The sequence below is a fragment of the Methylocystis sp. SB2 genome, from assembly GCF_049817085.1.
In the GTDB taxonomy this organism is placed as follows: Bacteria; Pseudomonadota; Alphaproteobacteria; order Rhizobiales; family Beijerinckiaceae; genus Methylocystis; species Methylocystis rosea.
The window spans coordinates 241321-267329 of the sequence record NZ_CP187401.1 but is presented as its reverse complement, the minus strand read 5'-3'; the positions used below and the strand labels follow the sequence as shown (position 1 = coordinate 267329).

The 26009-nt window shown below is 63.1% G+C and carries 27 protein-coding genes and 3 tRNA genes; 18 read left to right on the top strand and 12 right to left on the bottom strand.

From position 1 onward, the window contains the following. The first annotated feature begins 51 nt into the window (after nucleotides 1-51). Entirely contained in the window at nucleotides 52-708 is a 657-nt protein-coding gene (locus ACPS74_RS01375; RefSeq protein WP_029648201.1) for an invasion associated locus B family protein, read from the top strand. A gap of 3 nt (nucleotides 709-711) precedes the next feature. Here ACPS74_RS01375 and ACPS74_RS01370 read toward each other — a convergent pair whose 3' ends face one another. After that, the gene (locus ACPS74_RS01370; protein ID WP_036241188.1) at nucleotides 712-1260 is read right to left on the bottom strand and encodes a cupin domain-containing protein; all 549 of its coding nucleotides are present in this window, start codon (nucleotides 1258-1260) and stop codon (nucleotides 712-714) included. Nucleotides 1261-1575: 315 nt separating this feature from the next. Here ACPS74_RS01370 and ACPS74_RS01365 point away from each other — a divergent pair, with 315 nt between their 5' ends. The 6 genes from ACPS74_RS01365 to ACPS74_RS01340 all read left to right on the top strand — a co-directional run bounded on the left by ACPS74_RS01365 (nucleotide 1576) and on the right by ACPS74_RS01340 (nucleotide 4989). Next, nucleotides 1576-1740: a hypothetical protein gene (locus ACPS74_RS01365; protein ID WP_018408438.1), complete on the top strand. Its 165-nt coding sequence runs from the start codon at nucleotides 1576-1578 to the stop codon at nucleotides 1738-1740. Between the two features lie 133 nt (nucleotides 1741-1873). Next, a tRNA-Gly gene (locus ACPS74_RS01360) sits at nucleotides 1874-1948 on the top strand. A 44-nt stretch (nucleotides 1949-1992) separates the two neighbouring features. After that, on the top strand, nucleotides 1993-2862 hold the full coding sequence (locus ACPS74_RS01355) for a 4-(cytidine 5'-diphospho)-2-C-methyl-D-erythritol kinase (RefSeq protein ID WP_029648203.1): 870 nt from the start codon (nucleotides 1993-1995) through the stop codon (nucleotides 2860-2862). Next, on the top strand, nucleotides 2859-3671 hold the full coding sequence (locus ACPS74_RS01350; RefSeq protein ID WP_029648204.1) for a TrmH family RNA methyltransferase: 813 nt from the start codon (nucleotides 2859-2861) through the stop codon (nucleotides 3669-3671). Before ACPS74_RS01355 ends, ACPS74_RS01350 begins: the two co-directional genes overlap by 4 nt. 72 nt (nucleotides 3672-3743) lie before the next feature. Next, nucleotides 3744-3819 (top strand) — tRNA-Thr (locus tag ACPS74_RS01345). 996 nt (nucleotides 3820-4815) lie between these two features. Then, complete coding sequence (locus ACPS74_RS01340) at nucleotides 4816-4989, top strand: hypothetical protein (RefSeq protein ID WP_157055182.1); 174 nt, start codon at nucleotides 4816-4818, stop codon at nucleotides 4987-4989. Nucleotides 4990-6291: 1302 nt separating this feature from the next. Here ACPS74_RS01340 and ACPS74_RS01335 read toward each other — a convergent pair. The 3 genes from ACPS74_RS01335 to ACPS74_RS01325 all read right to left on the bottom strand — a co-directional run bounded on the left by ACPS74_RS01335 (nucleotide 6292) and on the right by ACPS74_RS01325 (nucleotide 7830). After that, entirely contained in the window at nucleotides 6292-6546 is a 255-nt protein-coding gene (locus ACPS74_RS01335) for a hypothetical protein (protein WP_036241189.1), read from the bottom strand. A 238-nt stretch (nucleotides 6547-6784) separates the two neighbouring features. Next, entirely contained in the window at nucleotides 6785-7120 is a 336-nt protein-coding gene (locus tag ACPS74_RS01330) for a hypothetical protein (protein WP_083481283.1), read from the bottom strand. A gap of 587 nt (nucleotides 7121-7707) precedes the next feature. After that, the gene (locus ACPS74_RS01325; RefSeq protein WP_255722929.1) at nucleotides 7708-7830 is read right to left on the bottom strand and encodes a hypothetical protein; all 123 of its coding nucleotides are present in this window, start codon (nucleotides 7828-7830) and stop codon (nucleotides 7708-7710) included. A 451-nt stretch (nucleotides 7831-8281) separates the two neighbouring features. On the opposite strand from ACPS74_RS01325, the gene ACPS74_RS01320 reads away from it, so the two are divergent. Then, nucleotides 8282-9100, top strand: a complete 819-nt coding sequence (locus ACPS74_RS01320; RefSeq protein ID WP_029648208.1) for a hypothetical protein — start codon at nucleotides 8282-8284, stop codon at nucleotides 9098-9100. An 18-nt stretch (nucleotides 9101-9118) separates the two neighbouring features. Here ACPS74_RS01320 and ACPS74_RS01315 read toward each other — a convergent pair whose 3' ends face one another. Then, nucleotides 9119-9394: a hypothetical protein gene (locus ACPS74_RS01315; protein ID WP_029648209.1), complete on the bottom strand. Its 276-nt coding sequence runs from the start codon at nucleotides 9392-9394 to the stop codon at nucleotides 9119-9121. 232 nt (nucleotides 9395-9626) lie between these two features. On the opposite strand from ACPS74_RS01315, the gene ACPS74_RS01310 reads away from it, so the two are divergent. The 3 genes from ACPS74_RS01310 to ACPS74_RS01300 all read left to right on the top strand — a co-directional run bounded on the left by ACPS74_RS01310 (nucleotide 9627) and on the right by ACPS74_RS01300 (nucleotide 12317). Continuing rightward, nucleotides 9627-10034: a hypothetical protein gene (locus ACPS74_RS01310; protein WP_239754510.1), complete on the top strand. Its 408-nt coding sequence runs from the start codon at nucleotides 9627-9629 to the stop codon at nucleotides 10032-10034. A gap of 195 nt (nucleotides 10035-10229) precedes the next feature. Next, nucleotides 10230-10319, top strand: a tRNA-Ser gene (locus ACPS74_RS01305). A gap of 297 nt (nucleotides 10320-10616) precedes the next feature. Further along, complete coding sequence (locus tag ACPS74_RS01300; RefSeq protein ID WP_239754511.1) at nucleotides 10617-12317, top strand: adenylate/guanylate cyclase domain-containing protein; 1701 nt, start codon at nucleotides 10617-10619, stop codon at nucleotides 12315-12317. A gap of 3 nt (nucleotides 12318-12320) precedes the next feature. Here ACPS74_RS01300 and ACPS74_RS01295 read toward each other — a convergent pair whose 3' ends face one another. Beyond that, nucleotides 12321-12704 (bottom strand): YidH family protein, encoded by a 384-nt coding sequence (locus ACPS74_RS01295; RefSeq protein WP_029648212.1) that lies wholly within the window; start codon nucleotides 12702-12704, stop codon nucleotides 12321-12323. A 117-nt stretch (nucleotides 12705-12821) separates the two neighbouring features. On the opposite strand from ACPS74_RS01295, the gene hflK reads away from it, so the two are divergent. The 3 genes from hflK to ACPS74_RS01280 all read left to right on the top strand — a co-directional run bounded on the left by hflK (nucleotide 12822) and on the right by ACPS74_RS01280 (nucleotide 16438). Further along, nucleotides 12822-13961, top strand: coding sequence for an FtsH protease activity modulator HflK (hflK, locus tag ACPS74_RS01290; RefSeq protein ID WP_239754512.1), 1140 nt, complete (start codon nucleotides 12822-12824; stop codon nucleotides 13959-13961). Beyond that, nucleotides 13958-14884, top strand: a complete 927-nt coding sequence (hflC, locus tag ACPS74_RS01285; RefSeq protein ID WP_029648214.1) for a protease modulator HflC — start codon at nucleotides 13958-13960, stop codon at nucleotides 14882-14884. Before hflK ends, hflC begins: the two co-directional genes overlap by 4 nt. 63 nt (nucleotides 14885-14947) lie before the next feature. Continuing rightward, nucleotides 14948-16438, top strand: coding sequence for a Do family serine endopeptidase (locus ACPS74_RS01280; RefSeq protein ID WP_029648215.1), 1491 nt, complete (start codon nucleotides 14948-14950; stop codon nucleotides 16436-16438). Nucleotides 16439-16506: 68 nt separating this feature from the next. Here ACPS74_RS01280 and serB read toward each other — a convergent pair whose 3' ends face one another. Further along, nucleotides 16507-17409: a phosphoserine phosphatase SerB gene (gene serB / locus ACPS74_RS01275; protein ID WP_029648216.1), complete on the bottom strand. Its 903-nt coding sequence runs from the start codon at nucleotides 17407-17409 to the stop codon at nucleotides 16507-16509. A gap of 27 nt (nucleotides 17410-17436) precedes the next feature. Here serB and miaA point away from each other — a divergent pair, with 27 nt between their 5' ends. Next, the gene (gene miaA, locus ACPS74_RS01270; protein WP_029648217.1) at nucleotides 17437-18378 is read left to right on the top strand and encodes a tRNA (adenosine(37)-N6)-dimethylallyltransferase MiaA; all 942 of its coding nucleotides are present in this window, start codon (nucleotides 17437-17439) and stop codon (nucleotides 18376-18378) included. Here the strand turns inward: miaA and ACPS74_RS01265 are convergent. Continuing rightward, entirely contained in the window at nucleotides 18341-19165 is an 825-nt protein-coding gene (locus ACPS74_RS01265) for an RMD1 family protein (protein ID WP_018408482.1), read from the bottom strand. The genes miaA and ACPS74_RS01265 overlap by 38 nt on opposite strands. Nucleotides 19166-19286: 121 nt before the next feature. Here ACPS74_RS01265 and fdxA point away from each other — a divergent pair, with 121 nt between their 5' ends. After that, nucleotides 19287-19625, top strand: a complete 339-nt coding sequence (gene fdxA / locus ACPS74_RS01260) for a ferredoxin FdxA (protein ID WP_029648218.1) — start codon at nucleotides 19287-19289, stop codon at nucleotides 19623-19625. Between the two features lie 326 nt (nucleotides 19626-19951). Here the strand turns inward: fdxA and ACPS74_RS01255 are convergent, their stop codons facing one another. After that, entirely contained in the window at nucleotides 19952-20584 is a 633-nt protein-coding gene (locus tag ACPS74_RS01255; protein WP_347371851.1) for a hypothetical protein, read from the bottom strand. On the opposite strand from ACPS74_RS01255, the gene ACPS74_RS01250 reads away from it, so the two are divergent. Further along, nucleotides 20568-21455 carry a CarD family transcriptional regulator gene (locus ACPS74_RS01250; RefSeq protein WP_347371853.1) on the top strand — a complete coding sequence of 296 codons (888 nt, stop codon included), beginning with the start codon at nucleotides 20568-20570 and terminating at the stop codon, nucleotides 21453-21455. The genes ACPS74_RS01255 and ACPS74_RS01250 overlap by 17 nt on opposite strands. Before the next feature lie 43 nt (nucleotides 21456-21498). Here ACPS74_RS01250 and ACPS74_RS01245 read toward each other — a convergent pair whose 3' ends face one another. The 3 genes from ACPS74_RS01245 to ACPS74_RS01235 all read right to left on the bottom strand — a co-directional run bounded on the left by ACPS74_RS01245 (nucleotide 21499) and on the right by ACPS74_RS01235 (nucleotide 24745). Then, nucleotides 21499-22380, bottom strand: a complete 882-nt coding sequence (locus ACPS74_RS01245; protein WP_026222993.1) for an RNA polymerase factor sigma-32 — start codon at nucleotides 22378-22380, stop codon at nucleotides 21499-21501. Between the two features lie 114 nt (nucleotides 22381-22494). Then, entirely contained in the window at nucleotides 22495-23964 is a 1470-nt protein-coding gene (locus tag ACPS74_RS01240; protein WP_029648221.1) for a M48 family metalloprotease, read from the bottom strand. Further along, complete coding sequence (locus ACPS74_RS01235) at nucleotides 23942-24745, bottom strand: thermonuclease family protein (RefSeq protein WP_239754515.1); 804 nt, start codon at nucleotides 24743-24745, stop codon at nucleotides 23942-23944. Before ACPS74_RS01235 ends, ACPS74_RS01240 begins: the two co-directional genes overlap by 23 nt. Nucleotides 24746-24992: 247 nt before the next feature. Here ACPS74_RS01235 and ybgF point away from each other — a divergent pair, with 247 nt between their 5' ends. After that, nucleotides 24993-25976 (top strand): tol-pal system protein YbgF, encoded by a 984-nt coding sequence (ybgF, locus tag ACPS74_RS01230; RefSeq protein WP_029648223.1) that lies wholly within the window; start codon nucleotides 24993-24995, stop codon nucleotides 25974-25976. Nucleotides 25977-26009: the final 33 nt, after the last annotated feature.

Sequence of the window (26009 nt, the reverse complement as noted above, 5' to 3'; positions counted from 1 at the left end):
ATGCGCTGAAGCTCTTGTTCGCGCCCCCTGTCCTCGGTAAAATCTGAGCCTATGCTTAGAGATTCTCGCACGCGCTCCCGTCTTCTCGTCGCTGTCGCCGCCATCGGACTGGCGATCGCCTTCGCTTTTGACGCTGCCGAAGCGAAGCCCAAGCCGGGCGCGGAAGACGCTCCGGCCGAGGATGCAAGCGGCAAAGCCAACAAGCGAAAGCCGACTAAAAACGAGAAAGCCGAGAAGGCCGAGAAGCCGGCGGATAAAGGCTCCGACAAGCCGGAACAGCTCGGAAACTTCGGAGAATGGGGCGCCTACGCCGCCCAAAGCGGCCGCAACAGAACCTGCTATGCGCTCGGGCAGCCCAAGGAGCGGACGCCGAAAGCGAAGCTCAAGGACGCGACCGCCTACATCTTTATCTCGACGCGGCCGGCGGAAAATATCCATAATGAGGTCGCGATCAATCTGGGCTATGCGACGAAGGACGGCTCCGCCGCTGTCGCCGATATCGACGGCGACAGCTACGAACTGATCACCAAGGGAACGAACGCCTGGGTGAAGGATCAGTCGCGAGAGAAAGAATTTGTCGGCGCGCTGCGCGGCGGCGCCAAGCTCATCGTGAAGGCCGCTTCGTCTAAAGGGACAAGCACCACCGACAGCTATTCCCTCAAGGGAATGTCGGACGCGCTCGCGCGCGCCGTGCAGGAATGCAAGTAGCTCCTATCGCGGCTGGCCTGCCGGTATCGGAACGCTTGCGACCGAAGCCGCGATTGAGCGGATCTCGGCCGCTACGCCAGGATATTTCGACGCCAGTTGATCGAGATCGCCGATCTCAACGTCCTGCGGCGTGACGCCCGGCCATTCGGTGCTGGCGCCAAAAAACCAGCGTCCGCCGCCCAGAAGCCGCGCCGTGTGAAATGTGTCGCCGGGAATAAGCAGCTGAACCCTGTGGCCGGCGCGCAGATCCGGTCCGACCACCACGCGCTCGGTTGAGCCGTCGCCATGGAGCATGAACAGCTCCAGCGGATCGCCCAGATAGTAATGATAGAGCTGATCGTTGCGGATTCGGTGCAGCCGAACCGGCGCGTGCGGCGTCACGAGAAAATAGAGCGCTGAACCCACTGGCCCGCTGCGCGCGAAGGGCGCCGGCAAGGCGTCCGCGCCGAAGGACAGCTTGCTCGTATAGGTGATGCGGACGAAGCCGCACGTCGCATTGGGCTCGAGCGCGAGCAGATCGACGATCTCTTCATGGCTCAGCGCTTCGGACATGGCGGCCCCTTCGGCTTGAACGAGTGGCGATGGCTGAAAAGTCGATAACACGCGGGTAAGCCGAACGGCAGGGCTTCCAGCCTCTCGCGTGACGCCTGGATCCAGCAAGTATAAGTTCCATGATACCAAGTATTTGACCAACGGAAATACTGTCTGTGGTCCTTGTTTCCGTGCACCGTTTTCGCAGACTACGCCCAGCCATGGCAGTCCCCCTGTAGCTGTCCTGGTGGACGGCGGCGGTTTTCATCGCTGCATCATCCGCCGCCGTCCCTGTCCTTCCGGCGAACGCCGGACAACACAAAATGGGAGAGGCAAATGGCCGTAAATGTTCACGACGGCGAAGTCGGCAAGATCCTCGTGTATCTGATCGGCTTCACCGCTTTCGTCATCGTCGCTCTTACCTGGGTGCCGCATTGGATCTCGCCTGACAGCGCGAATATCACGGTGGAAACCGGCAACACGGCGCGCATGATCCAGTGACGTCGCGACGCTCCGGAAGCCGTCCCTTCCGGAGCGTCGACGCAGGCGCGTCGCGCCAGTTGCAAAGCAAATTCGTTTCCGGCATAACGACGCCCGCGACGGCTGCGCGACTTGCTTTGCCGGCGCGACGGATGCGGGTGTAGCTCAGGGGTAGAGCACAACCTTGCCAAGGTTGGGGTCGAGGGTTCGAATCCCTTCGCCCGCTCCAATTCAACGCTCCGCAAATCCCCCACTTGCGGAGACCGGGGTCAGATGCTGACGACGCGCGCCCCCGCGAAAATCAATCTTACGCTTCACGTGCTCGGCCGTCGGGAAGACGGCTACCACGCGCTGGAAAGCCTCGTGGCCTTTTCCGGCGCGGGGGACACATTGTCCTTCACGCCGGACGACGACGCGCTGTCGCTCGATATTTCGGGCCCCACTTCCTCGGCCGCCGGCGCCGGCGCCGACAATCTCGTGCTGCGCGCCGCGCGGCGGCTCGCCGAAGAGATAAAGGGGCTGCGACTCGGCCGGTTTCGACTCGACAAGCGCCTGCCTGTCGCCGCGGGCATTGGCGGCGGCTCGTCGGACGCCGCCGCGGCGCTGCGCCTTTTAGCCAAGGCGAATCATCTCGCGCCGGACGACCCGCGAATCCGCGAGGTCGCACGCGCCATTGGCTCGGACGTCCCGGTCTGCCTCGACCCGCGAGCGCGGATGATGCGCGGCGCGGGCGAAACGCTCGGCGAACCGATTCGCCTGCCGCTCCTGCCGGCCGTGCTGATCAACCCCGGGGCGCCGGTCGCAACGGGGCCGGTCTTCGCCGCGCTGGGATTGCGACCCGGCGCGTTGCGCGAAGGCGCCGCGCATGCCGGCATCGCCGCCCGGCCAGGCGCGGACGAACTCCTTGCGGCGCTGGCGAAGGGGCGCAACGACCTCGAAGACGCCGCCTGTCTGCAGGCGCCCGTGATCGTCGACGCGCTCGCCATGTTGCGCGGCGCCCGGGGCTGCAGGCTGGCGCGGATGTCCGGCTCGGGCGCGACATGCTTCGCGCTGTTTTCGACGCGGCGCGAGGCTGTGCGCGCCGCCAGCGTCATTCGCGCCCAGCATCCTGAATGGTGGGTCAAGACGGCCGTGCTGAGATGACCCGCCGGCCGCCGCCAAAGGACCGCAGCGCGCATGAGAGGGGCCGCCGCACGACGGTCGCGCAGTCCGAGACGCGCAGCCCGTTCCGCTCCGCCTCGCCCGACCTCGTCACGCTTTACGGCGCTCATGCCGTGCGCGCCGCGCTGACCGCGCGCAAACGCAAGCTGCTGACGCTTTATGCGACCGACACCGCGCTGCCGCGCATCCACGAGCTTGCGCAGGCGGCGGGACTCGAGCCGCGCCTCGTCGATTCGCGCGAGCTCGAGCGGCGACTCGGCCCGGAGGCCGTGCATCAGGGCTTGCTGCTCGAAGCGCGTCCGCTGCCGGAGGCGGACATTTCCGACATCGTCAGCGTCAGCGGCGTGGTGCTCGCGCTCGACCAGATCACCGATCCGCATAATGTCGGCGCGATCCTGCGCACGGCCTGCGCCTTTAACGTCGATGCGGTGATCGTCACGGAACGGCATAGTCCGGAATTTTCCGGCGTGCTGGCCAAAGCGGCCTCGGGCGCGCTGGAGTTCGTGACGATCGTCTCCGTCGTCAATCTGGCGCGCGCGCTCGACGACCTCGCCGAGCGCGGCTATGCCCGCGTCGGACTCGATTCGGACGGCGCCGAGTCGCTCTCGACCATTACGCTGTCGAAGCCGCTGGTGCTTGCGCTCGGCGCCGAGGGCAAGGGATTGCGGCGCCTCACGCGCGAACGCTGCGACGCCGTCGCGCGACTCGATCTTCCGGGGCCAATCAAGAGCCTCAATGTGTCGAACGCCTGCGCCGCGGCGTTGAGCGTCGTGACGACGCGGCTTGGATAAAGCTCGGGATTGACCTCTCCGCCGGCTTGGACGCATAGAGAAGTCGCGCGATGCGCCTCGATGACGCCATGGGCCGGTTTAGCTCAGCTGGTAGAGCAACTGATTTGTAATCAGTAGGTCAGGGGTTCGAATCCTCTAACCGGCACCAATTAAATCAGTAACTTACAGAAATTTTGCCGCGCGTTTAGCCGGGCTCAAAGCTTCGTGGACAACGCTGGGGACAACAATCGGTGTAAGCCTGCTCTGAAGGCGCCGGCGCGCCTATGCGCGCCGAGTATTGGGATGTGCGGGTCCGGATGATGGCGTAGTGGCGAACAGACGCCGCAGCCTTGCAGCTTGCAACCGACTGCTGGAAGCGGAGTTGCGGAACAATACGCACGTCGGACGGGGAGAGCTGCGCGGAAGAGTAGGCACTCCACCACAGCCGACGATCGCGTATTTCCCACTACACGAGAATGCGTTCGAGCGCTGGAAGAGATGACGCCGCCGCCCTATGCCCTGCCGCTACGGATCCGCAACGCCGCCGAGTCCTTCGTTGTTGAGGACGCCGGCGCACGTCTATGTCCATTTCGAGGAACATCCGAGCCGGCAAAGGCTCGTCAATTGGCTCTCCGGCGACGACGCCAAGGGATGACGTTTACCAGCAGGGACCGCACCAGCAACGCCACCCGTTGCATCGACGGACAAATCCCGGTCCACATCCGTAGCGCCCCCAAGTGCCATTGCATGCGGCTTCCTGCTTAGGGGTATAATTGGTTTCCGGAAGGGATCTTGATGGTCCCGGACCGGTCATGGCGCTCGCTCCGGTGCTCGTGACAGCGAAGCAAAGAATAGAGGCGGCTAAGGCAATCGAAGTTCTGCGCATGTCTCCCACCCAGCTTTTATCTGAAGCAGCGAAAGAGGAACGCCAAAGCTTAGGATTGGTTCCCCCTCCGAAATAGATATGGGACCTTCGTGAGAGATGCTGCCTACCCCTCTTGTTCAATCGAAAAAATGCCTCGCCAGTTCATCCGTGCTCGGGGCATTATCGGGCGCCCCCTCCCTCACGAAAAAGCCCGGTCGTCGTCTATGCTCCCCGGATGCAGCGTCCCGCCCCGCCGACGATCGCCGACCTTCGCACCGAGAGCGTCCAAGGCGCGCGGGTATGGTGCTTAATCGCGACTGCCAGCACTATGGTGTCGTGAGCTTCGAGACGATCGGCCCGCCCTCGGTCACCTTCATCGACCTTCCGAAAGATGCGACGCTTCGTCGCCGGGAATGCGGCGCCCGTGAGGTGCAGGTCTTGCCGGACTGGCCGGCGTATCTAGCTTCCAGCTAGATTGCGCCAAGCATGCGGACGATGGACATCAGCGACATTCCCATGCGGCGCGGCTTCGTGTATCTGGCGGCGACAATCGATATGTCCAGTCGGCGGATGCAGGCGCATCGTGTCTCGAGAGAGGAAAATTAATGTTCAATAGTTGTGCACTGCCTTCCGGCGCTGTCCGCTTCCTAATGTTCGCCTCGGCCTTCGCGCCATTTGGCGCCCCTGCGTCTGCCCAAGATGCTCCCGCTGGAAAGCCGTCCGCCACAGTGACGATCGAGCAAATCCAGGTCGCGTTCATTGGCTCCGGCTCGCTTGGCGGTGGGACACTAGAATACGCTGGAAAATCCTATCCCATCACTGTTGGGGGATTGGGAATTGGCGGTATAGGAGCTTCCAAATTGACGGCCTCTGGCGCCGTTTATGGCCTTACGAGGCTTTCGGATTTCCCTGGGGCTTACGTTCAGGTGCGACGAGGTTGGGCTATTGCTGAGCGCGGGCGAGGGACGATGTGGCTAACGAATGGGAATGGCGTCACCATGAAATTAAGCGCAACACGCCAAGGATTGCAGACTGCGCTGGGGGCAGACGGCGTGTTGATTGAATTCAAGTAGCCCAAGCAAAACAAGAACGCCCGCAGTTTCATCCACGGTCAGGGCGTTCTATGGGCGACGACGGCGGTCGTCGCTCGTAATTTAAGGCTTAAAGCCTATCCGCAAATAGTCCGGCTTAACGGCTCGGCGCTTTCGACGATGCACTGGGACATCTGCATGGCGCCGTCGGTCGGTCACGCGCGCGAGCCAAAGGAAGAACCGTGCGAGTTTCCGATCTGCGCAGGCGCAGCGACTCGCGCTGCGCCCATCATCGCATTGATCGAGGCTCACCAGTCGCCGTCCGGCGCCCCTCCCCCTGCCGCGCCCTCAAGCACTATTCGGCCGGAGGGATCCTGCGGCTCGGCATGAGGCAGCGCATACCCCCAATACGTCATGCCTTCGACGTAATACGGCGGGGGTGGGCCGCAGGGAGCGCTGACGTAACCTTCAAAACATCTGGGGCTCTTCGCGAGAGCCGAAGCTGAACCAAACAGAACAACAAAAAGTGCGGCCAAGATTGCTTTCGACATCTTACTCTCCCAGCAGCGCCGCGACGAAGTGAGCGCATGCGGGGAGTTATATTTCTGTCACTGAGTTGTGGTAGGGGCCGCGCCGCAATTTTAATGACGCCCTGAGCTCTACAATTTTCTCTGAAGCGACGTTAACCCCAGCGTCCCGACGACTGACAGTCATCGGCTTCACACGCGCAGTGTTGAGCGTTGAGCTAAGTGCGCCAGGACTTCTCGGGGCGATCGCCCGCAATGTCCGGCGGCGCCACTTCTTCGCGACTGTCTTTATCCTCGCCGACGATTGGCACGAACCGCGGCTCACAGGGCTCATCTCTGCCGACCCTCAACGGCGGCGATCGAGAGAGAAAGTCGAGCAACGTCACATAGGCGAGATCGAGCATGAAATATCTCCACACAGACGTAAATGGTCCGCGCGGCGAGAAGGAGAAGCGCCAGAGTGGCTGCAACATCCGATGATCGTTGAACGTTCGCGCGCTTGGGCGACAGCGATCATGCGAAGACACGTGTCCAGGTGAAGCGCGCGCATTAAATGCGCGCATCCTGATCGATCATTCGGGCGCATCCGGACCAGACAAAAAAGAGATTGCCGCCGTAAAGCTGGAAACTCGACAGCCCCCGAATGAACCAACCTGCGCGTTGGCGGCGGCGGTCACTCATAAAACCGCCGCCGCGGGTGAACCGCCGCTATTACCATCCGTAGCCGTCGGGATACCCGTAAGCTGGGTAGCCATAGGCTGGATAACCATAATAATACGGTTGCTGTGCGTAAGCGCCTGCCGCTGCGGCGGCCCCGAGGACGCCCACGGCGGCTGCAGCCGCTGCAGCTGCGCCCGGATTATACCCAGGCCGATAATAGCCGCCCCGATAGCGCCGATAGTAGATTTGATCCGTTAAAGATGGTGACGCTATGCCCTCGGAACGCGCGACGTTGATCGGGCCTGCCCAAGCATTGGCTGACAAGGTCGTCGCGATCAAGCCGCTGCACAGGGCGCCGGTGACGATCGATTTCAATGTAATTGGCATGTCTGCCTCCGCTCGCCTTTAAACCAATTGCGACGCCCACGCGAGAAGCTGGATCGTCGCCTTATATTTGGGGTTCAAAACGTTTTTGTCGAGGCCACGGTGATGCGCGCCAGGTTAGAAGCATTGATCGGCTCATTTGAGCGACGAAGGCTCCTCTAAAGCGCTAAAAAAAAGGGCGAGACGACCAGCGTCTCGCCCTAGACATACGCCGCGAAATTCGGTCCAATCAATGAGACCAAGCCGCAGCCCACTGCAACTGTTGTCATTGCCGCAATGTTCAGATCAATGGTTCTTCCTAGCCTTCGGCGCAGCAGTGCTCCACCTGTGGAAAATACCTAGTGATAAAGGGTTATAAGACACGGGAAACGCGCGCCGTTCTTTCCAAGCCCTCAAACCGCTCGACGCGTCTCTTGAGGCGAACTCGCGCCATGCCGACCGCTCGGCCGTCCTCGCCGTAATCAGCCTCGCCGCGCTGCCCTCCGCCTTCGCGGCCAGGAGGCTATCGGTTATAAGGCTGGATCGGACCGACACCGAATTTCGAGAGGCGCATCGTGAGGATCTCGTTGAAAAGCACTTGTCTCGCGGTCTCAGCTGTACGCCGCCAGCAAAAACAACATCGAAGCCTGTGCGCCAGGTTCGACAGAGGAGCCCTTGCCGTTGCTGTTTTGGCCGTTGCGCTGTCCAGCGCCGCCGATGCGAAGCAGAAGCATGCGGCGCCTCCGCCAGTCCCGGCGGGCGCAGAGACGGCGCCGCCCGTGGATCAATGCGGCCATCCAATCGTCACGGACAACGTCGGGAAACCTTACATCGACCCTGTCTGCATCGCCCTCTCCGATCATTTGCAACCCCCGCTCTTTATTCCCCGGCCCGAATGCAACAGGGGCGTGGAGCCTTATGATTCGAGTTGCTTCTTTGAGCGACTCTATACGGTGATGACGGCCTCGCCGGGTCCCCGGCCTCTCAATACGCCGCCTGTTCCCCATCCCTTCAAGTAATCCTTGAGCGATTCACGCCGGGCGACGCTCTCAGCTCATGCCTGAACTGCCGATTTGGGGCGGGTTCGGCTCCTGGTGCAGCGGCGTAAAAGAATCGACGCCATTTCGCCGCGATTCAAGCGCATGCAGGAATCCTCCGCCCTATTCCGAAGGTGGGATTCCACACATGAACGACCTCATCATTCCGCCGGAGCCGCCACAGCCGAAACGACACGGCCCGCCAGCAAAACTGCCGGTGGAGATCGTCATTGACCGCCGCGGCGCTCGGCCGGTCCGCTACGGTCTGATCGCCGCATTGATCGGTCTTGCCGGACTTGCGGCCACGCATTTTTATACGCCAGACCGTTCCAAGGACGCGGCAGTTCAAAAGGCCGAGGCGCCGGCGCCCCAACAGGTCGCGATCCCAGTGTTGGACGAAGCGTCGAAGCGTCGGATCGCCGCCCTTCAAGGTGAAGTGCAGGAGCTTCGCGCAAAACTCGACGCCGTGGCGAAACAACAACAGGCCGAACGCGATCGCGCGCAGGCCGCCAGCGTCCCTCCGCCCGCTGTCGAAACCCAGGCCGCCGCAGTCGCGGCGAAAGCTGCGCCCGCGACGCGCTTGCCCGAAAAGAGTCAGGCCAAAGTCGCCCGCGCCGCCGGGAACGAAAACGCCAAAGTCGACATGACGCCCGTTCAGACGATTGCGCCGGCTTCGAAAGTCGTTAGCGGCTACAGGGTGCGCGACGTTTATCACGGCGCCGCGCTTATTGAATCGGACAGGGGCATGATCGGCGTCGAGCCCGGCGAAGTCGTGCCGGGCGTTGGTCGGGTGATCGCCATTCAGGAACGCGGCGGTCGTTGGGTGGTCGTCACGGAGAGCGGAGAAATTCTCGGAAATGCGCGCGGACAGTCGCGCGCCGCGGCTCCGCGTCAGCGCCAATTCGCGCGAGAATTCGACGGCTTCGAGCCCGGCCCCTTCGAACCGCCGATGTATCCTCGCTACTGATCATCGGCGCGCTCGCAATCAGTCGTTGCGGCGCGCCGGCATGAGGCGAAGCGTTTCGAACGGTCCCCAGGCGAATTTGCCATTGTCGACGGCGAAATCGCCGTCAATGACATATTCGACGACGAGTTCGGAAATCCTCCGCCACTCTTCTGGCGTAGGCGCCTCCCAAATCGCTTCCGGCGTTCGCTCGTTGTTGGATAGAGCGAAGATCGCTTGAGTGATCGCAGGATGGGTTTGCCGGTTGACGCTCCATCCGACCGGCGGCGGAATGCAAGAGCATATTCGATTGTTCATCGTCGCCTCCTCGGGCTCGTTTCGCCCGGCGCGAGGCGCGCCGTGTTGAATGTTAGCACAGAACGCGGCAGGCCGGAGAGATCTTCGCCAATAAATTCGCTGGCGCGATCACAGCTGCGCCTTGTCTGATTGGCGCGCAGGCGCGATGTTTTGAGGCCGGGTGATCGGGCCTATTCCTATCTGCCGGCGCTGCTTTCGCTTCGCTTGCAACGGGAGTGGAGCCGGCGCGAGCATGCTAGCGAGAGAATGCGCTGCGGGCACCAACTGGCTCAGGCGTCACGTCCCGCTGCTTGCCGGCGCCATCGTCGCGGCGATCCGCTATTATCGCGGCGATAACCCGCGCGCGCGCCAGCGATGCGCTCGGACGATGGAGGCGACGATGCGGATATTTCGGCTAGCGGTGCTTCTGCCCTTTACGCCCGTGTTTGTTTCCCCAGCGTCGGCGCAAGCCACGGCCGCGGACATTGTCGCGGCGCATATTCGGAGCCAGGGATACCCCTGCGATTCGGCGCAAGCCGCAAAGCGCGACCCGCGTGCTTCCCGACCGGACGAGCAGGTCTGGTTGCTGACCTGCACGAACGCCCGCTATCGCGTGCGGTTGGTCCCCGACATGGCCGCGGCAGTCGAGCAAATTCATTGAGGCGACGCAGATTGCCTGTCGACGCCGGCCGCGCTTTGGCGAAGAAAAGCCCTTTGGATTTGTGGTCGCTGGAGGGCGGCGCGCGCGTGATTTTGGCCTCAAGGCCGGCGCGACGCCCTAAAAGGCGTTCTCTTGCCATTGCGCCGGGGCTTTGGCATATGTCCTTTGCGCTTCGCGGCATTATTGCGGGCGCCTGGAGACGTGGCCGAGAGGCTGAAGGCGACGGTTTGCTAAATCGTTATAGGGGAAACCCTATCGTGGGTTCGAATCCCACCGTCTCCGCCAGTCAAAATACGGTTCTGGGCCTGTTGGACGACTTGGTTGACGGGTCGCCGCGGCGGCCCTGCTCCCGTCCGCCCCAAATATGTCAGCCGCGCCCGACGCTCAGGTTCAGGACCTGAAGCGCGTTCTGCGGGTTTTTCCCCCGACATGTCCAAGGACGAAGCGGCCAGATTCGCCCGGTCGAGGTGCAACAACTTCCAGGGGTGCTAGGATTGCGCCGCTCCTCCTCTCAACGCCCGGAATCCGATGTCGCAACGTTTTGCCGTCCGCGCCTTTTCGCTCTCCATCAGAAGAAAGATTATGGGCATCGCTCTGGCGCTGATCGTTTTGATGGTCCTGACGTCCCTTCTCTCCATGATTATGGTCCGACGCACCGGCGAGCACTTCGCGCAGCTGTCGTCGAACTACATGCCCGCCTACGGCAATTTGGCGCGCGCCAATATTCGTTCTCTGGAGCGAGCGCTGACCCTCCGTCGAATGGTGATTGCGCGAACGGTCTCGTCGAATGATGGCGGCAAATATGATGCTCTGAAGAAGGTGCTTGAAGAGAAGGGCGCGGCTGTTGAGAGCGAAATCCGCTCCGCGCGCGCCCTGATTGGCGGACTTATCCAGGACCGCAGCACCTTCGGCGACGAGTCGGCGCTGGTGCGCATCGACAGCCGTCTCGATAGCCTCTTAAGAGAGTCGCGCCGCCATCTGAACGAAGAGATCGACCGGCTGCTAAAGGCGCTCGAAGCCAACGACGCGCGCGCCGTATCGGAAAACCTCGTGCGCGTCGACGAGTTCCGTGACGACGTCAATCGAAGCCTGGACGCCGTCCGCAGCGATATGCTCGCCCTGCTGCAAGCCGACAGCGCGGTCACGGTCGATATGCAGCGTCAGGTCATGGTCGTCGCGGCCGCGCTAACTCTGTTCGCCGCGGCGCTGGGCGTTGTGTTCGCCATGTTGGTCAGCAATGGCGTCACGATCCCGGTTCGACGGCTCCTCGAAGGGACGCGCGCTGTCGAGGCGGGCCAACTCGACGAAGTGATCGCCGTAACCACCTTCGACGAGATTGGTCATTTGACCGCCGCGTTCAACCGCATGGTCGAGCAACTGCGATTGAAAAAGCGCATCCTCGACACTTTCGGCAGATATATCGATCCCCGCGTGGTGAAGGGACTAATCGACGCCCCGACGCTGGCGGCCGAAGGTCAGCGCCGAGTCATGACGGTTCTCTTTTGCGACGTCGCCGGCTTCACCACGACGAGCGAACGCATGACGCCGCAGGGCCTCGTAAAAATCCTCAACCAATATTTCTCGACGATGTCGGCCCCGGTCAGAGAGCACGAGGGGATCATCGACAAATACATCGGCGACGCGATTATGGCCTATTGGGGTCCGCCTTTTAACGAGGATAGCGAGCAGACGCGTCTCGCCGCTCTTGCAGCAATCGACATGCTCAATCGCCTCGAGAGATTGCGTGATTCATTTCCTGAGATCATCGGCATGCGCAATGCGCCGATATCTTTTGATCTGCGCATTGGCGTTGCGACGGGAGAGGCGCTCGTCGGCAGCATCGGCTCCGAGCACATGATGAATTATACGGTGATCGGGGACACCGCCAATCTCGCTGCGCGTCTGGAAGGCGCGAATAAGATTTACGGATCGCGCATACTCGCATCTGAAGCGACGGCGATGGGCGCCGCCGATGTCGTCGAAACGCGCGAGATCGATCTCGTCGCGATGGCCGGTCAGGCCAGGCCAGAGCGGATTTACGAGATCATGGCGCGCAAGGGTTGCTTGACCAGCGAGCAGGAGGAGCTGCGCGCGCGCTTCCTAGAGGGCCTTGAGGCCTATCGCCAACGATCCTGGGACGCGGCGCGGCGCGCCTTTTTGCAAGCTCTCGCGATCGCGCCGGAGGACGGGCCCTCGCTCACTTTCATTCGGCGAATCGACGCTCTGATCGCCGCGCCGCCGGAAAACGACTGGGATGGGTCCTGGAGGTTGGAGCAAAAGTGAAGCTCACGCGATCGCGAGATAGGCGCTGAACGCGGCGATCGTGAGCAGCAGCACGGCGAGGAAATACAGGCTGACGCTCGTCGCGCGCGCCGTATAGGGCTCGTCGCGCGCGAGCAATCGTGCGGTATGGATAAAACGAATCGTCGAAATGACGATCAGCATCACGCCCGCGCCAATGAGCGCCTCGCCGCCGTAACGGCCCGCCGGATGATCCAAACGATGGAGGTGCAGTCGTATGGCGTCGACGTTCACCGCGCCCGCGATGGTCAACAGGAAGAGATTGAATCGCTCAATGACGAAGCCGAGAGCGATGACCGCAATGCCTGTCCGCACCCAAGCGAGGAAGGTTCGCTCATTGGCCGCGATATTGGTGTAATCGCGAATCATGCCCTCACCTCCGCACGAGCGCTAACCGGTCGCGTCATTGCCGCAGCGCCGGCGAATGCCTATAACATTGCCAAACGCGGCGCGAGCGCCGCCCCATTCCTCTTTATGCGAGACGACATGCCCTGGAGCGATCAAGGCGGGCCGCGCAATCAGAATAACAATCCGTGGGGTCAGCCCGGAGGTCCCTGGGGACAGGGTTCCGGCGGGCAGCCCCCGGACCTCGAAGAGATGCTGCGCCGTAGCCAGGAAGGCTTGAAAAAGGTTCTGCCGAGCGGATTCGGCGGACGCGGGCTCGCGATACTTGTGCTGGTCGCCGTGCTCGCATGGCTGCTCTCCGGGCTTTACACCGTCGGACCCAACGAGATCGGCCTCAACCTGATCTTCGGCAAATATATGGGAAAGACTCAGGCGGGCCTGAACTACAATCTTCCAGGTCCGATCGGATCCGTTGTCAAGCTAGCGGTTACCGACCGTAACATCACCGACGTCGGTTTTCGCGAAGAGCCGAGCGTCGTCTCAGAAGGGCGTCGCCGTGGGTCGGTCTCCGCGCCTCGAGGGCCGGAAGCGCCCGAAGAAAGCCTGATGCTGACCGGCGACGAGAACATCGCCGACGTCAAGTTTCGCGTCATCTGGCAAATTGATCCCGCGAAGCCGGAAGATTACGCCTTCAACGTCGCCAATCAGCCAGGAACAGTGAAGGCTGTGGCCGAAAGCGCCATGCGCGAGATCGTCGGCCAGACGCAAATTCAAAAAATTCTGACCGCCGATCGCAAGTTGATCGAGCCCGCCAGTCAGGCGTTGATGCAGAAGGTGCTCGAGGACTATCACGCCGGGGTGCTGGTGCTGCAGGTGCTCTTGCTTTCGGTCGATCCGCCGCAGCAGGTGATCGCGGCTTTTCGCGACGTGACCGCCGCCCAGCAGGATCTGCAGCGTCTCGGCAACGAGGCCGAAGCTTACGCCAATCGAGTTGTTCCGGAAGCGCGCGGCGGAGCCGCCCGCATTCTGCAGGAGGCCGAGGCCTACCGCGAACAGATCGTCGCAGAGGCGCGGGGCCAGGCGTCGCGTTTCGAGCAGATTTACGCTCAATATAAAAACGCGCCCACGATCACCCGCCAGCGTCTCTATCTTGAAACGATGGAGCGCGTGCTGGGCGGCTCAGAGAAAATCATTCTCGACGATCCGTCGAAAGCCGGCGGCGGCGTGACGCCCTTCGTGCCCCTGCCCGCCTTTACGCCCTTCCAAGGAGGCCGCAAATGAGGTCTGGCCTTCTCTTCGCGCTCGCCGTCGCGCTGCTTATCGGCGTCATCGCCGTCGGCGGAGCCCTCTTCACCGTATCGCAAACCGAACAAGCGGTGGTGCTGCGGTTTGGCGAACCCGTGCCCGGCCGAGGACTGATCACCGAGCCCGGCCTCCACTTCAAATTTCCGCTTGTCGAAAATGTCGTCACCTTCGACAATCGCATTCTCGATGTTGAGAGCCCGAATCTGGAAGTTCTCGCCGCCGACAATCAACGACTCGAGGTCGACAGCTTCATCCGCTATCGCATCGTCGACGCGTTGCGGTTCTATCAGACCGTTAACAGCGTCATGGGCGCGAACAATCAGCTTGGTTCGGTGTTGAACTCCGCCGTCCGACGCGTGCTGAGCGAAGCAAACCAGCAGCAGATCGTGCGCGACGAGCGCGCCGGGTTGATGGTGAAGATCAAGGAGCAGGCGGACCGCGAGGCGCGAAAGTTCGGCGTGCAGGTCGTCGACGCGCGCATCCGCCGCGTCGATCTCCCGCAGCAGATCTCTGAAAAGGTTTTCGGGCGCATGCAGACCGAGCGCCAGCGCGAAGCTGCCGAATATCGCGCCCAAGGTTCGGAGCAGGCGCAAAAAATCACCGCCCGGGCCGACCGCGACGTCGTGGTGCTGAAAGCCGAAGCGCAACAGAAAGCCGACCAGATGAAGGGCGAAGGCGACGCCGAGCGTAACCGCATCTTCGCCGAAGCTTTCGGCCGGGATCCCGACTTCTTTGCTTTCTATCGGTCGATGCAAGCCTATGAGAGCGCTTTCAAGCCGGGGGAGACGCGATTCTTGATCAGTCCGCGATCGGAATTCTTCCGTTTTTTCTCGGCTCCGGAGGCGAGCGCCGCGCTGAGCGCGGACCAATCGGAACCGGAGCGAAACCAAAAAAAGTGACCCGCAAGCGCGTGCGTTGAGCCGCGCCCGGGCATATCTTGTCCCTGACAGGAGACATAACGCATGACGTCCGCACTTCGTCGCGCCGCGAGAGCGATCCTCGCGACCGCGCCCGCACTCTACCTCGTCGTCGCTCCGGCGCAGGCGAAAGGTCCCGATTCGCTGTCCGAACTCTCCACCCAGGTCTCGGACGCCGTGGTCAATATTTCCGCCACCACGGTGGATGCGAAACGCAGCTCCCGGAACGAAGGCGGCCCCAACCTGCCGCCCGGAGTCGGACCGGGCGCGCCCTTCGACGATCTTTTCGAGGAATTCTTCCGGCGCCGTGGCCAGGGAATGCCGGAACTGCCGCGTCAGCGCAGATCAAGTTCGCTGGGCTCCGGTTTCGTGATTGATCCCTCCGGCATCGTGATCACCAACAACCATGTCATCGCCGACGCCAATGAGGTGACGGTGATCCTCAACGACGGTCAGAAGCTCAAGGCGGAAGTCCTGGGCAAGGACCAGAAAGTGGACGTGGCGGTTCTGAAGGTGAAGCCGGAAAAGCCGCTGAAAGCGGTCAAATTCGGCGACAGCGACAAGGCGAAAGTCGGCGACTGGGTGCTCGCCGTCGGCAACCCGTTCGGACTCGGCGGATCGGTGACGGCGGGCATCGTTTCGGCGCGCAACCGCAACATCGATAGCGGTCCATACGACAACTACATTCAGACCGACGCCTCCATCAACAAGGGGAATTCCGGCGGACCGCTATTCAACATGGACGGCGAAGTCATCGGCATCAACACCGCGATCCTGTCGCCGTCGGGCGGCTCGGTCGGCATCGGTTTCGCCACGCCGGCGAATACCGTGGAGCCCGTCATTGAACAGTTGCAAGCATTCGGCGAGACGCGCCGCGGCTGGCTCGGGGTCCGTATCCAGAATATCGACGACGCCATCGCTGAAACGCTCAACCTCGGCGCGACTCGCGGCGCGCTCGTCGCCGGCGTCGACGATAAGGGCCCGTCCAAGCCGGCGGGGCTGAAGGTCGGCGACGTGATCGTCAAATTCGACGGCAAGCCGATCAAGGAGTCGCGCGACCTGCCGAAACTCGTCGCCGCGACCCCGGTCGGCAAGGATGTCGAACTCGTCGTCGTGCGCAGCGGCAAGGAGCAGACCAAGACCGTCAAGCTCGGTCGCCTTGAGGACGGGGAGAAGGTCGCGTCCAAGGACGGCGACGAAAAGGAGAAGTCCGAAAGCGGCGGCGACGGGTCCTCGCAGAGCGTGCTGGGGCTCGAACTGTCGCGCCTCTCGGATGCGTTGCGGTCGCGCTATCAGATCAAGGACACCGTTAAGGTCGGCGTCGTCATCACCGCCGTCGATCCGCGCTCGGAGGCGGCCGAGAAACGCCTCCAGGCGGGCGAGGTGCTGCTTGAGGTCAATCAGGAAGCGGTGAGCGACCCGGCGGACGTGCTCAAGAAAATCAAGACCCTGAAAGGCGCGGGCAAGAAGACGGCGCTGCTGATCGTCGCGAACGGCCAGGGCGACGCGCATTTCGTCGCCTTGCCGGTGGAGTGACCTATAGCCCTCTTCCGCCCCTCCGGCGGGAGAGGGATTCACCCGGGGGAGGTAGAAGGAAGAGGCTGTTAGTCGACAAACTCCTCGCGCCTATACCCCTGCGCGAAGAGCGCCGCGGTCAGATCGGCATGGTCGATACGCGCATCCGCGGCCTGCGCCACTTTCGGCTTGGCGTGAAAGGCGACGCCGAGACCCGCCTCGCGCAGCATGGCAAGATCATTGGCGCCGTCCCCGATCGCCAGCGTCGCTTCGCGCGACAGTCCTTGCGCCTCGCGCAATCCGATAAGGGACGCGCGCTTGGCTTCGCTTCCCAGGATCGGCGCAACGACTGCGCCTGTCAGCGCGCCATCAGCAATTTCGAGGCGATTGGCGCGCGTCTCATGAAAGCCGATACGCTCGGCGACGGGCTCTGTGAATTGCGTGAAGCCGCCCGACACGAGCGCGGTATGGGCGCCATGCGCGCGCATGGTGCGCACAAGCTGTCGCGCGCCGGGCGTCAGAGTAATGCGCATCAGCAGCGTCTCGATCTGCGAGAGGGTCACGCCCGCAAGCAGCGCGACTCGCTCCCTCAAGGCGCCCTCGAACGCGACCTCGCCGCGCATTGCGCGCTCGGTGATCGCCGCGACATGTTCGCGCAAGCCGACGAGGTCAGCGAGCTCGTCGATGCACTCCTGCCCGATCATGGTCGAATCCATGTCGGCGACCAGCAGTTTCTTGCGCCGGCCCGTCGTCGGCTGAACGATGACGTCGATCGGATCGTCCGCGACCGCCACCTGCAGCCGCGCGCGCAAGTCGGCAAGGTCGTGCCCCGCCCCCGCCAGGAACGCGTCAACGGCGTGATCGGGCGCGAGCCAATCACGCCCTGCGTCGATCAATCCAGAGTCGTAGAGCGCGCCCGACACCGCGCGTTCGTTCAGCGCCGCGTCCCGTCCGGCGACGAAGGTCGCGACGTACTCGATGGGCTTTGACATCTCCACCGTTTCAGCGGCAATAGCGCCATGCGCGCACGCGCCATTCTCATTGCAGGTCCAACCGCTTCGGGCAAGTCCGCGCTGGCGCTCGAAGTCGCGCGCCGCCAGCGCGGCGTTATCGTCAACGCCGATTCGATGCAGGTTTATCGCGACTTGCGGATCGTCACCGCGCGCCCGACGATTGAGGAGGAAGCCGCCGCGCCGCATCTTCTCTTTGGCCAGGTCGATGCGGCGACGAACTATTCCGTCGGACGCTGGCTCGAAGATCTCGCACGCGTTCTACGCGACCTCGATGCGCGCGAACTGACGCCGATTCTCGTCGGCGGCACGGGAATGTATTTCCGGGCGGCGCTTTACGGACTTTCGGACATTCCGGCCGTGCCCGGCGATGTGCGCGAAGCGATGCGCGCCTGGGCGCAGGACAAGACCCCGCAGCAGCTTCATGCCGAACTCGCCGCGCGCGACCCGGCGACGGCCGCCGTGCTGCGCAAGACCGATCCGCAGCGGCTGTTGCGGGCTTTGGAAGTCCTGGAGGCGACAGGCAAGCCGCTCGTTTCCTTTCAGGGTCCGCGCAGCCCGCCGATTCTGAAGGCGTCGGAATGCGCCGCCTTTTTCCTCGCGCCCGAGCGGGAGACGCTTTACGCGCGCATCGACGCGCGCTTCGAAAGAATGACGCAAGCGGGCGCGCTCGACGAGGTCGCGGCGCTCAAGGCGCGGGGACTCGATCCGTCGCTGCCGGCGATGCGCGCGCATGGCGTGCCCCACCTCATCGCGTATCTCGACGGACGACTAACGCTTGCGGAAGCGATTTTGCGCAGTCAGCTCGATACGCGCCGTTACGCCAAGCGTCAGTTCACCTTCGCGCGCCACCAGCTTCCGAATTTCGAATGGATGGCTGGCGAAACGCCGCTGCGCGACGTCGATGACGCGCTCAGCTCATGCGCGCGACCCACATCTGGAACAGGGTGAGGACGATCTCCATCGCGATCAATATGATGATCGTCCACTCCAGCCGAACCGAGCGCGCCGCGTCGATGAGATCGGTCAGCGCGCGGGCGGTCTCGCCAATCACATCGATTTTGGCGTTGAGCGTGCGGGCCCGCGGCGTAAGTTCGTACTCATCCTCGAGACGCGCATAGAGCCTTTCGAGGTCAGGCCGATCCCAAAGCACATCCGGCTTGTCGTCGACGGCGACGCGGCCTGAAACGCGGTGCCGCACGAGCAGTGTCTGGCCCATGAGCTCCAGCATGGATTTACGCTTCCATGGCGGGCTGCCCCTCGCCGCAAGTTCGGCGGCGAACGGCTCGATCGTGTCGAAAACGGCGTTGACGCGCCGCTCGTCACGCCCCAGGGCGACGCTTTTCGCCAAGACGTCGGCGATCACCAGCAACCGCGCTTCGGAAAGGTCCTTTACCGCGAGGCGTCCGTCCGGCAGCGCCTTTTCCTCGCCGTCGGGAGTCGCTTCGATGATCAACGTCTCGTCGTCGCCCCGCGACGCGCCCGCAACGCGAAGGCCGATCTTTTGGACGATCTCATCCTCCTCCAGCGGCGAAAGGCCGAAGAGAACGGCGACCCCGAAGCGGTAGAGCACGGCGAATCCGCTCTGCCCGGCGTGAAACGCGAGAGGCGCCGTAGAAACGAGATCCGCCCGTTCGAGCCCGTCGGTGTCAATCCGCTCGCCAAGCAGCAGGGCGCGCGCCGTCAGCGCCTGCCGGCTGATCGCGGTCGTCGCGGGCGAATTTATCGTTTCGACCATTTGCTGACCTTGTGGGTTGCACGCGCAATTATATCTCTGACGCGCGCCCTCGTTCTGCTCGCCTTGCGTGACGCTGGCAAAAAAGCTAGCAAGCGGCAAGGTCGCGGGAGAGATCACCCTTATGACTTATGTCGTCACGGAAAACTGCATCAAGTGCAAGTATATGGACTGCGTTGAAGTGTGTCCGGTGGACTGTTTCTACGAAGGCGAGAATATGCTGGTGATCCACCCGGACGAGTGCATCGATTGCGGCGTGTGCGAACCCGAGTGCCCAGCTAACGCCATCAAGCCTGATACAGAAGAGAATTTGGAGCAGTGGCTGCAGCTTAACGCCGAGATGGCGCAGAACTGGCCCAACATCACCATCAAGCGGGAGCCGCCCTCCGACGCCAAGGAATGGGACGGCAAGCCGGCCAAATTCGAGCAGTTCTTTTCGCCGGAGGCCGGCGAGGGAGACTGAACTGCGTTCAGAGCGAGTCTGGCGCCCAACTTGCGAATCCTGACGCGCAAGTTGCCCGTGATGAGTTTCCACATCCTTAATTAATCAAAAATGTAAGGCATGATAATAAGTTAGCGTAGTTTGCGGTCTCAGCGCAGGCGCCGCTCGCGCGCATATGCCTTTGATTTTCACGTGTGGGCGTGTTATAAATCACACACTAAATGCACGCCTTGTCGAAGGGGCGATGCGGCGCCAGTCACCGTCTCGCGACAAATTCGAAAGCCTCTCTTTCTCGAGGGCCGGCCCGTTGGCCGGCTGTTGGGTATGCGGCGCTAGCAAGGTTTCCACTAGCCGCCTTTCGCGGCGCCGCCGTGCTTTTCCGCCGGCGGCATGCGCGAGTCGTCAGGCAGCGATGGTCCCGTCTCCACAGCGGGACAGCATAGGAGTAGCCCGCGTATGCCCTCCAACAAAACCGAGAAAAAGTCGCCTGCGACTGCCTCCACCGCAGCAGCGCGCGGCAAGGGCTCGGCCGCTCGCTCCAAGACGCTCGCTAAGCGAGCCGCCAAGAGCGGCGCGACGAAAACCGCCGCAGCGAAGAATTCGACATCGAAGAAGCCGGCCAGCCGCTCCGCCTCGGCAGCAAAGCCCGCGCGCGCCGCCGCCGCCTCGAGCCGGAAAGCAAGCGCAAAAACCTCCGCAAAAGCCGCGAGAACGATGACAGCCAAAACAACGACGACGAAATCGAAATCAACGGCAAAAGACAAAACCGCCAAGACCCCGGCGCGCGCCACGGCGACGCGGCGGACAGCGACGAGCGCTCGCAGCGTTGTCCGCGCCTCCGCCGCTAAGCCGGCGGCAAAGTCGAGCGCCAAGACGGCGGTCGCTGGCAAGACTGCGATCGCAGGCAAGAGCGCGACGAAGCGCGCCGTGGCCGCGAAGGCGGCCAAAACGGCGGTGGAAAAGGTGAGTGCCAGCGCCAAGACGCCGGCAGCGAACCCTGTCACGCCCAAGACCGCGGCGAAGCCCACCGAAGCGGCGACGCCGACGGCAGCGGCCAAGCAGCCGGTGGCCAAGCAGCCGGCGCCCAAGCCCGTCGAGCAGAAGCCGGCGGCGCCAGTCGCGCCGGCGGCGGCAAAGCCGCGTCCCCTCGTGGAGGCGGAGCCGAAATCCGTTGTAGAGACGGTCGCGCCCCCGCCCCTAGCGAATTCTCAGGAGCCCTCGACGGCGCCCGGCGTTGGCGCACGGCCCGGCATGCCCGCCAAGCCGAAGCCGGCGACGCCCTCCGCCAAGCCTGGCTTCAAGCTCAACGAATACATCGTCTATCCCGCGCACGGCGTTGGACAGATCGTCGGCGTGGAGACGCAAGAGGTCGCGGGCTTCAGCCTGGAGCTCTTTGTCGTGAGCTTCATCAAGGACAAGATGACCCTCAAAGTGCCCACCAGCAAAGTCGTCAGCGTCGGTATGCGCAAGCTCGCCGAGACGGGCATCGTTGACAGGGCGCTGCAAACGCTGAGCGGTCGCGCGCGCGTCAAGCGCACCATGTGGTCGCGCCGCGCTCAAGAATATGAGGCGAAGATCAACTCGGGCGATCTCATCACCATCGCCGAGGTGGTTCGCGACCTGTACCGGTCCGATACTCAGCCGGAGCAGTCCTACTCGGAACGCCAGCTTTACGAGGCCGCCTTGGACCGCATGGCGCGTGAAGTCGCCGCCGTGCGCAAGCTCATCGATTCGGAATCGCTGAAGTTGATCGAATCTTTTCTGCTGAAGGGCCCTCGCCGCGGGCCGAAGGCGGAGGGGGACGCGGGCGATGACGGCGGGGATGAGGCTGACGTGGACCGAGCCGCCTAATCAGGCAATAAAAAACCCCGGAAGCGACTTCCGGGGTTTTTTCTTACACTCGCGCCGGCTCATCTGGCGTCGCCGATTCTTGCATCCGCGACAGCGCGCGCCTCAACTTGATCAGCGCGCGACTTTCGATTTGCCGCACCCTCTCCTTGGAAATGCCAAGGCGGTCGCCCAGCGTCTCAAGCGTCACCAGATTTTCCGCCAGGCGACGCTCGCGCACGATTCGCAACTCTCGTTCGGAGAGAATCGCCAGCGCATCCTTGAGCCAGCGCGCGCGCCGATCCGAATCGAGAGTCTCCTCGACGACCTCGTCGGGGAGCGGCTTCTGGTCGACAAGAAAATCCATCCTCTGCGCGGAGCCGGATGTGTCGTCGTCGACGAGCTGCGCGTTCAGGGACACGTCGGAACCCGATAGACGCGAATCCATCATCTCCACGTCAGCCCGCGAAACGCCGATGGCGTTCGCGATCGTCTGATAGGTGTCGACTGAACTCGCGCCGTGATTTTCGCGCGCCAACCGCGCACGCAAGCGACGCAAATTGAAGAATAGCGCCTTTTGCGACGAGCTGGTTCCGCCCCGCACGATCGACCAGTTGCGCAACACGTAATCCTGGATCGACGCTCTGATCCACCATGTCGCGTAAGTGGAGAAGCGTACGTCTCGCTCCGGCGCGAACCGCGCCGCGGCCTCCAAGAGTCCGACATGGCCTTCCTGGACAAGATCCGAGAGCGGCAATCCGTAATGTCTGAACTTGGCCGAAAGCGCGATGACGAGGCGCATATGTGCGGCGGCGAGCTTATGAAGCGCTTTAGCGTCACCCCTCTCGCGCCACGCGATGGCAAGCTGCTTTTCTTCGTCGCGTTCCAAAAAGGGCGCCTCGGCCGCAGCCTTAATTAATTCGCGCCCCAATCCAGGCATATAAGCCATGACGCCCTCCATACGCGGCTATCCGCCACTAATGGTGGGAGTCCGCGCGCCAAGATCTTGTTGAGATAACCGTCAGGCGCGGCAGTTGTTCCCAGAGCGAGCAAAAACCGGGCGTCACTCGGTTACGATTTTGTAATGTTCGCCGGCGATGAGGGCGTCGCCGGCGGACAGCCCGTTGAGCAGCAAAAAATGTTCGGCCGGTCGGTTCGGAACCACCATCCGTGCGGCCATCGTTTCGATCGTGTCGCCAGGCGCGGCGACGGCCACCGCAATCTTCAAGGGCCGTGCGTCGGTGGTTTCATCGGGGCCGAGCCGGCGGAAGGATCTGATCGACTCCATGAAGAGCGCGTCGGCCTGGTCGGTCAATGTGCGCGCTGCAAAAATCAGGCGGTAGAGAAACTCACCCGACCGGATCACCGCCAGCCGGAAATTCCACTCCCCCGCCCGAGCGACAGCGATGACGGCGGGAAGCCCGTTGATGTCCATCTTGCGCACGGAGGAAGGGAGCAGGCCGTCGACCCAGCCGGAGCCGACATAGGCTTCGAGATTCTCGTCCGACGGCGGGCGCACGCTGTCGAGCCGTAAGGCTTCATTGTCGGCTTCGCGCACCCCGAATACCGCTTCGTTGGAATTTTCCAGAAGAAAGCCCTCTGGCGCGGTGAAGGCGAAGCGCAGTCGCGGATGGGTGAATTTGCGGTCGCGAACGTAGCCTTCCATGGGATCGTCGCCGAACGCGACGCCCTTGATGGCCTCGAGATAGCCGCTGCGGTCGGCGACGCCGATCCCTGGCGCTCCGATTTGTCGCGCCGCAGCAACAGCCTTTGTGATGCGGTCGGGAGTGGAGGGATGCGTTGAGGTAATGTCGAAGTCGAGCGACTTCTTCTTTCCGTAAAGCGCCGCGCGCAAATCCGAGGACCGACCCAGCGCCGTCAGGAAGCGCGAAGCGCCATATGGGTCGAAGCCGGCTCTGGCGATGACGCGGACGCCGGCGGCGTCGGCGTCAAGTTCCTGCTGACGGGAGAAACTCGCGACGGAGAGCCGCTGACTGGAACGCACCTCGTCGCCTTTCTGGCGGTTCTGAATCACCGCCGCAGCTTGCGAGATGATCGCCGCCTCACGCTCGCGTTCGGCGCGCAGCGCGCTGTGACGCAGTGAGACATGCGCGATTTCATGCGCCATCACCGCCGCCGCCTCCGAAGCGTCGCCGGCAAGCGCCAGCAGTCCGCGCGTGACGTAAAGATTGCCGGAGGGGAGCGCGAAGGCGTTAACGACCGGCGTGTTGAGAATTGTCACCTTGTAGGTTGGCTGGCCGGGCGTTTCGCTGACGCTGGCGAGCTTGGCGAGAATGCCATCAAGGTAATGCTCGGCGCCCGGAGCCTCATATTCGCCGCCGAATTGGGCGACGAGCTCCTTATGCTGAACCGTGCTGCGATTATCGGTTCGCGAGCCAGCCGGCCGCGTCGGAGGCAACGGGGCGGTAAAGATCTGACCTTGCCGCTCGAGCTCCGCGCAGCCTCCGATCGCCAAGCCGGCGAGGGCCAGCAGGGAGAGCGCCGTCCGCCTAACGAGAGGGGACGCCGTCAACAAACTCGATCTCGGCTGGCGTAGCGATTTCGATGCGAGCCCCGGTCTCAATAAGCCCTCGTACGCGCGCTCGCCGCCCGACGAGCGAGCGGGGCTCGATTTGCCCGAATACAGCCAAATTGCGTCGCAGAATCACGACGGTGAAGCTATCGCGCCATTTGTCGCCAAAATTAAGGTAAAAGGCGCGCCGCGACTCGCCGACCGAGCGGATGGGGCCGACCACGACCATCATTCCCTTACGTTGCTTCAAATCCTCCACTGCGCCGGGCGCGGAGACGTCGATCGGGCGGAACTCCGGCCGTGACCAAAGTCCGACGCCCGCATCGCGGGCCGGGGCTTCGGCGGCCAGATACGCCTTGGCGCAGGCGGCGGCGGTCGGATCCGGTCGAAAGCGCGCCTCGCCAGCCGAGAGCAGCGCGGCCGCCACAGATGTGAGGGGCGCCGCATCGCCGCCGTCGGCCTGGCTTGCGTAAATCCTCGCCGGCGCCCTGCCCCAGCGGTCCGGTGTAGAAGCAAAAGCGCCCAGGAATATGTCTCGGCCGACGAGCCACGACGACAGGCGGCTGCGGATGGCGGCGCGCAGCTCCGCCATTTCCCGCGGCGGAAAGTCGAGGCCCGCGAGAGCGGCGCGGCGGCCGTCATCGAGCAGCAGTTCGAAGTCCTCATCGACGGCGGCGACGGTCGCCGGAACCGCGCCTTCGAGCGAGCACTCTCCGGTTTCGGCGGCAGGGGGAAGCGGCTCGGCGCGCGACGGCGACGCCGCGGCGACAAACGAGGCCATCGCCACTCTTTGAACCCAAATGAGACCAAACGACCGCATCGCCTAATTTTAGCCGAATGGGCGCCTATGGTAAGGCGCTGTCACGCCGCGTCGAATCGAGCGGTGCCTTAGAGCGCTTCCCGATCACATGGAATCATGGGATCGATAAGGAATCGCTGAACATCAGAATGTTGGAGCAGGTTCCCACCGAAAAAGCCTGTCACCTTTTTCGGAGCCTGCTCTAGCGCAAGTCTCGGCCTTCGCGACCATGTTCACACGCTACGCCCTCATCTTCGCCCTTCCCTTATTTGCGGCGGGCGCCGCTCAGGCGTTCGACGTCTATGGGGATCCTCGACCCGAGGGCGACCTCCGTCATGCTCAAACCTACAATGTTCCGCCGTCGGATATTTATGAAAGTCCCGAGGCCGGACCGTCGGGTGCGGCGGCGATGCGAATCGATCGGTTGGAGCGCGAGCTACGCCGATTAACCGGACAGAACGAGGAGCTGCAGCATAGGGTGCAGCTTTTGGAAGAGCAGCTGCGCGCCGCAAAGCCCGAGCCGCACTCGGAGGCTGCGCCGCACGGGCCGACGGTTCCATCAACCGTGGCGCAGACGACGCCCGAGACGAGCGCCAACGCGGGCAAGCGCGGCGACGCCTTTGATCCCTCGATACAGCCGTCTGCGCCGGGCGCGCCGCGGCCGCTCGGCACAACCACTCCGTCAGCGCCGCTGGAAAGCGCCCCGCGAACAACGGGCTCGGTGACGACGGCCCCTGTGCGCGAAGCAGGCCAGCCGCTGGATATCGCCCATGGCCGCCTTGTTGGCGACCAGCCGGCGCCCGCGGAGATCGCCGCCGCGCCGCCAGTCGCCGGGCCCAAGGAACAGTATGATGAGGCGGTGGGCGCGTTGCGCGCCGGCAAATATGAGGAAGCCGAGAGGTCGCTCTCGACGTTTCTATCGAAGAACGGCAAGAGCAAGCTCGCCGCGGCCGCGACATTCAACCTGGGCGAGAGCTTCTTTTTGCGCGGACGGCACCGGGAGGCCGCCGAAAGATATCTAGAAATCTCGACGAAATACGGCGACTCGGCGCAGGCGCCGGAAGCGCTGTTGCGGCTCGGCCAATCGCTGAGCGCAATGGGCGCGAAGGAGCAGGCGTGCGCCTCCTATTCCGAGATCAACGTTAAATTTCCCAAGGCGGCGACGCGAGTCCGCGAAGCGGCTCAACGCGAAAGCAAAAAAATTCAATGCTAGCCGTCCGCACTGCGGTCGGCGCCCCTACGGCCT

Excerpts from the sequence above, each read along its gene's own strand:
- ACPS74_RS01375 (WP_029648201.1), top strand. The coding sequence starts at position 52 with ATGCTTAGAGATTCTCGCACGCGCTCCCGTCTTCTCGTCGCTGTCGCC.
- ACPS74_RS01370 (WP_036241188.1), bottom strand. The coding sequence starts at position 1,260 with ATGTCCGAAGCGCTGAGCCATGAAGAGATCGTCGATCTGCTCGCGCTC.
- ACPS74_RS01365 (WP_018408438.1), top strand. The coding sequence starts at position 1,576 with ATGGCCGTAAATGTTCACGACGGCGAAGTCGGCAAGATCCTCGTGTAT.
- ACPS74_RS01355 (WP_029648203.1), top strand. The coding sequence starts at position 1,993 with ATGCTGACGACGCGCGCCCCCGCGAAAATCAATCTTACGCTTCACGTG.
- ACPS74_RS01350 (WP_029648204.1), top strand. The coding sequence starts at position 2,859 with ATGACCCGCCGGCCGCCGCCAAAGGACCGCAGCGCGCATGAGAGGGGC.
- ACPS74_RS01340 (WP_157055182.1), top strand. The coding sequence starts at position 4,816 with ATGGTGCTTAATCGCGACTGCCAGCACTATGGTGTCGTGAGCTTCGAG.
- ACPS74_RS01335 (WP_036241189.1), bottom strand. The coding sequence starts at position 6,546 with ATGTTGCAGCCACTCTGGCGCTTCTCCTTCTCGCCGCGCGGACCATTT.
- ACPS74_RS01330 (WP_083481283.1), bottom strand. The coding sequence starts at position 7,120 with ATGCCAATTACATTGAAATCGATCGTCACCGGCGCCCTGTGCAGCGGC.
- ACPS74_RS01325 (WP_255722929.1), bottom strand. The coding sequence starts at position 7,830 with ATGCTTCTGCTTCGCATCGGCGGCGCTGGACAGCGCAACGGCCAAAAC.
- ACPS74_RS01320 (WP_029648208.1), top strand. The coding sequence starts at position 8,282 with ATGAACGACCTCATCATTCCGCCGGAGCCGCCACAGCCGAAACGACAC.
- ACPS74_RS01315 (WP_029648209.1), bottom strand. The coding sequence starts at position 9,394 with ATGAACAATCGAATATGCTCTTGCATTCCGCCGCCGGTCGGATGGAGC.
- ACPS74_RS01310 (WP_239754510.1), top strand. The coding sequence starts at position 9,627 with ATGCTAGCGAGAGAATGCGCTGCGGGCACCAACTGGCTCAGGCGTCAC.
- ACPS74_RS01300 (WP_239754511.1), top strand. The coding sequence starts at position 10,617 with ATGGGCATCGCTCTGGCGCTGATCGTTTTGATGGTCCTGACGTCCCTT.
- ACPS74_RS01295 (WP_029648212.1), bottom strand. The coding sequence starts at position 12,704 with ATGATTCGCGATTACACCAATATCGCGGCCAATGAGCGAACCTTCCTC.
- hflK (WP_239754512.1), top strand. The coding sequence starts at position 12,822 with ATGCCCTGGAGCGATCAAGGCGGGCCGCGCAATCAGAATAACAATCCG.
- hflC (WP_029648214.1), top strand. The coding sequence starts at position 13,958 with ATGAGGTCTGGCCTTCTCTTCGCGCTCGCCGTCGCGCTGCTTATCGGC.
- ACPS74_RS01280 (WP_029648215.1), top strand. The coding sequence starts at position 14,948 with ATGACGTCCGCACTTCGTCGCGCCGCGAGAGCGATCCTCGCGACCGCG.
- serB (WP_029648216.1), bottom strand. The coding sequence starts at position 17,409 with ATGTCAAAGCCCATCGAGTACGTCGCGACCTTCGTCGCCGGACGGGAC.
- miaA (WP_029648217.1), top strand. The coding sequence starts at position 17,437 with ATGCGCGCACGCGCCATTCTCATTGCAGGTCCAACCGCTTCGGGCAAG.
- ACPS74_RS01265 (WP_018408482.1), bottom strand. The coding sequence starts at position 19,165 with ATGGTCGAAACGATAAATTCGCCCGCGACGACCGCGATCAGCCGGCAG.
- fdxA (WP_029648218.1), top strand. The coding sequence starts at position 19,287 with ATGACTTATGTCGTCACGGAAAACTGCATCAAGTGCAAGTATATGGAC.
- ACPS74_RS01245 (WP_026222993.1), bottom strand. The coding sequence starts at position 22,380 with ATGGCTTATATGCCTGGATTGGGGCGCGAATTAATTAAGGCTGCGGCC.
- ACPS74_RS01235 (WP_239754515.1), bottom strand. The coding sequence starts at position 24,745 with ATGGCCTCGTTTGTCGCCGCGGCGTCGCCGTCGCGCGCCGAGCCGCTT.
- ybgF (WP_029648223.1), top strand. The coding sequence starts at position 24,993 with ATGTTCACACGCTACGCCCTCATCTTCGCCCTTCCCTTATTTGCGGCG.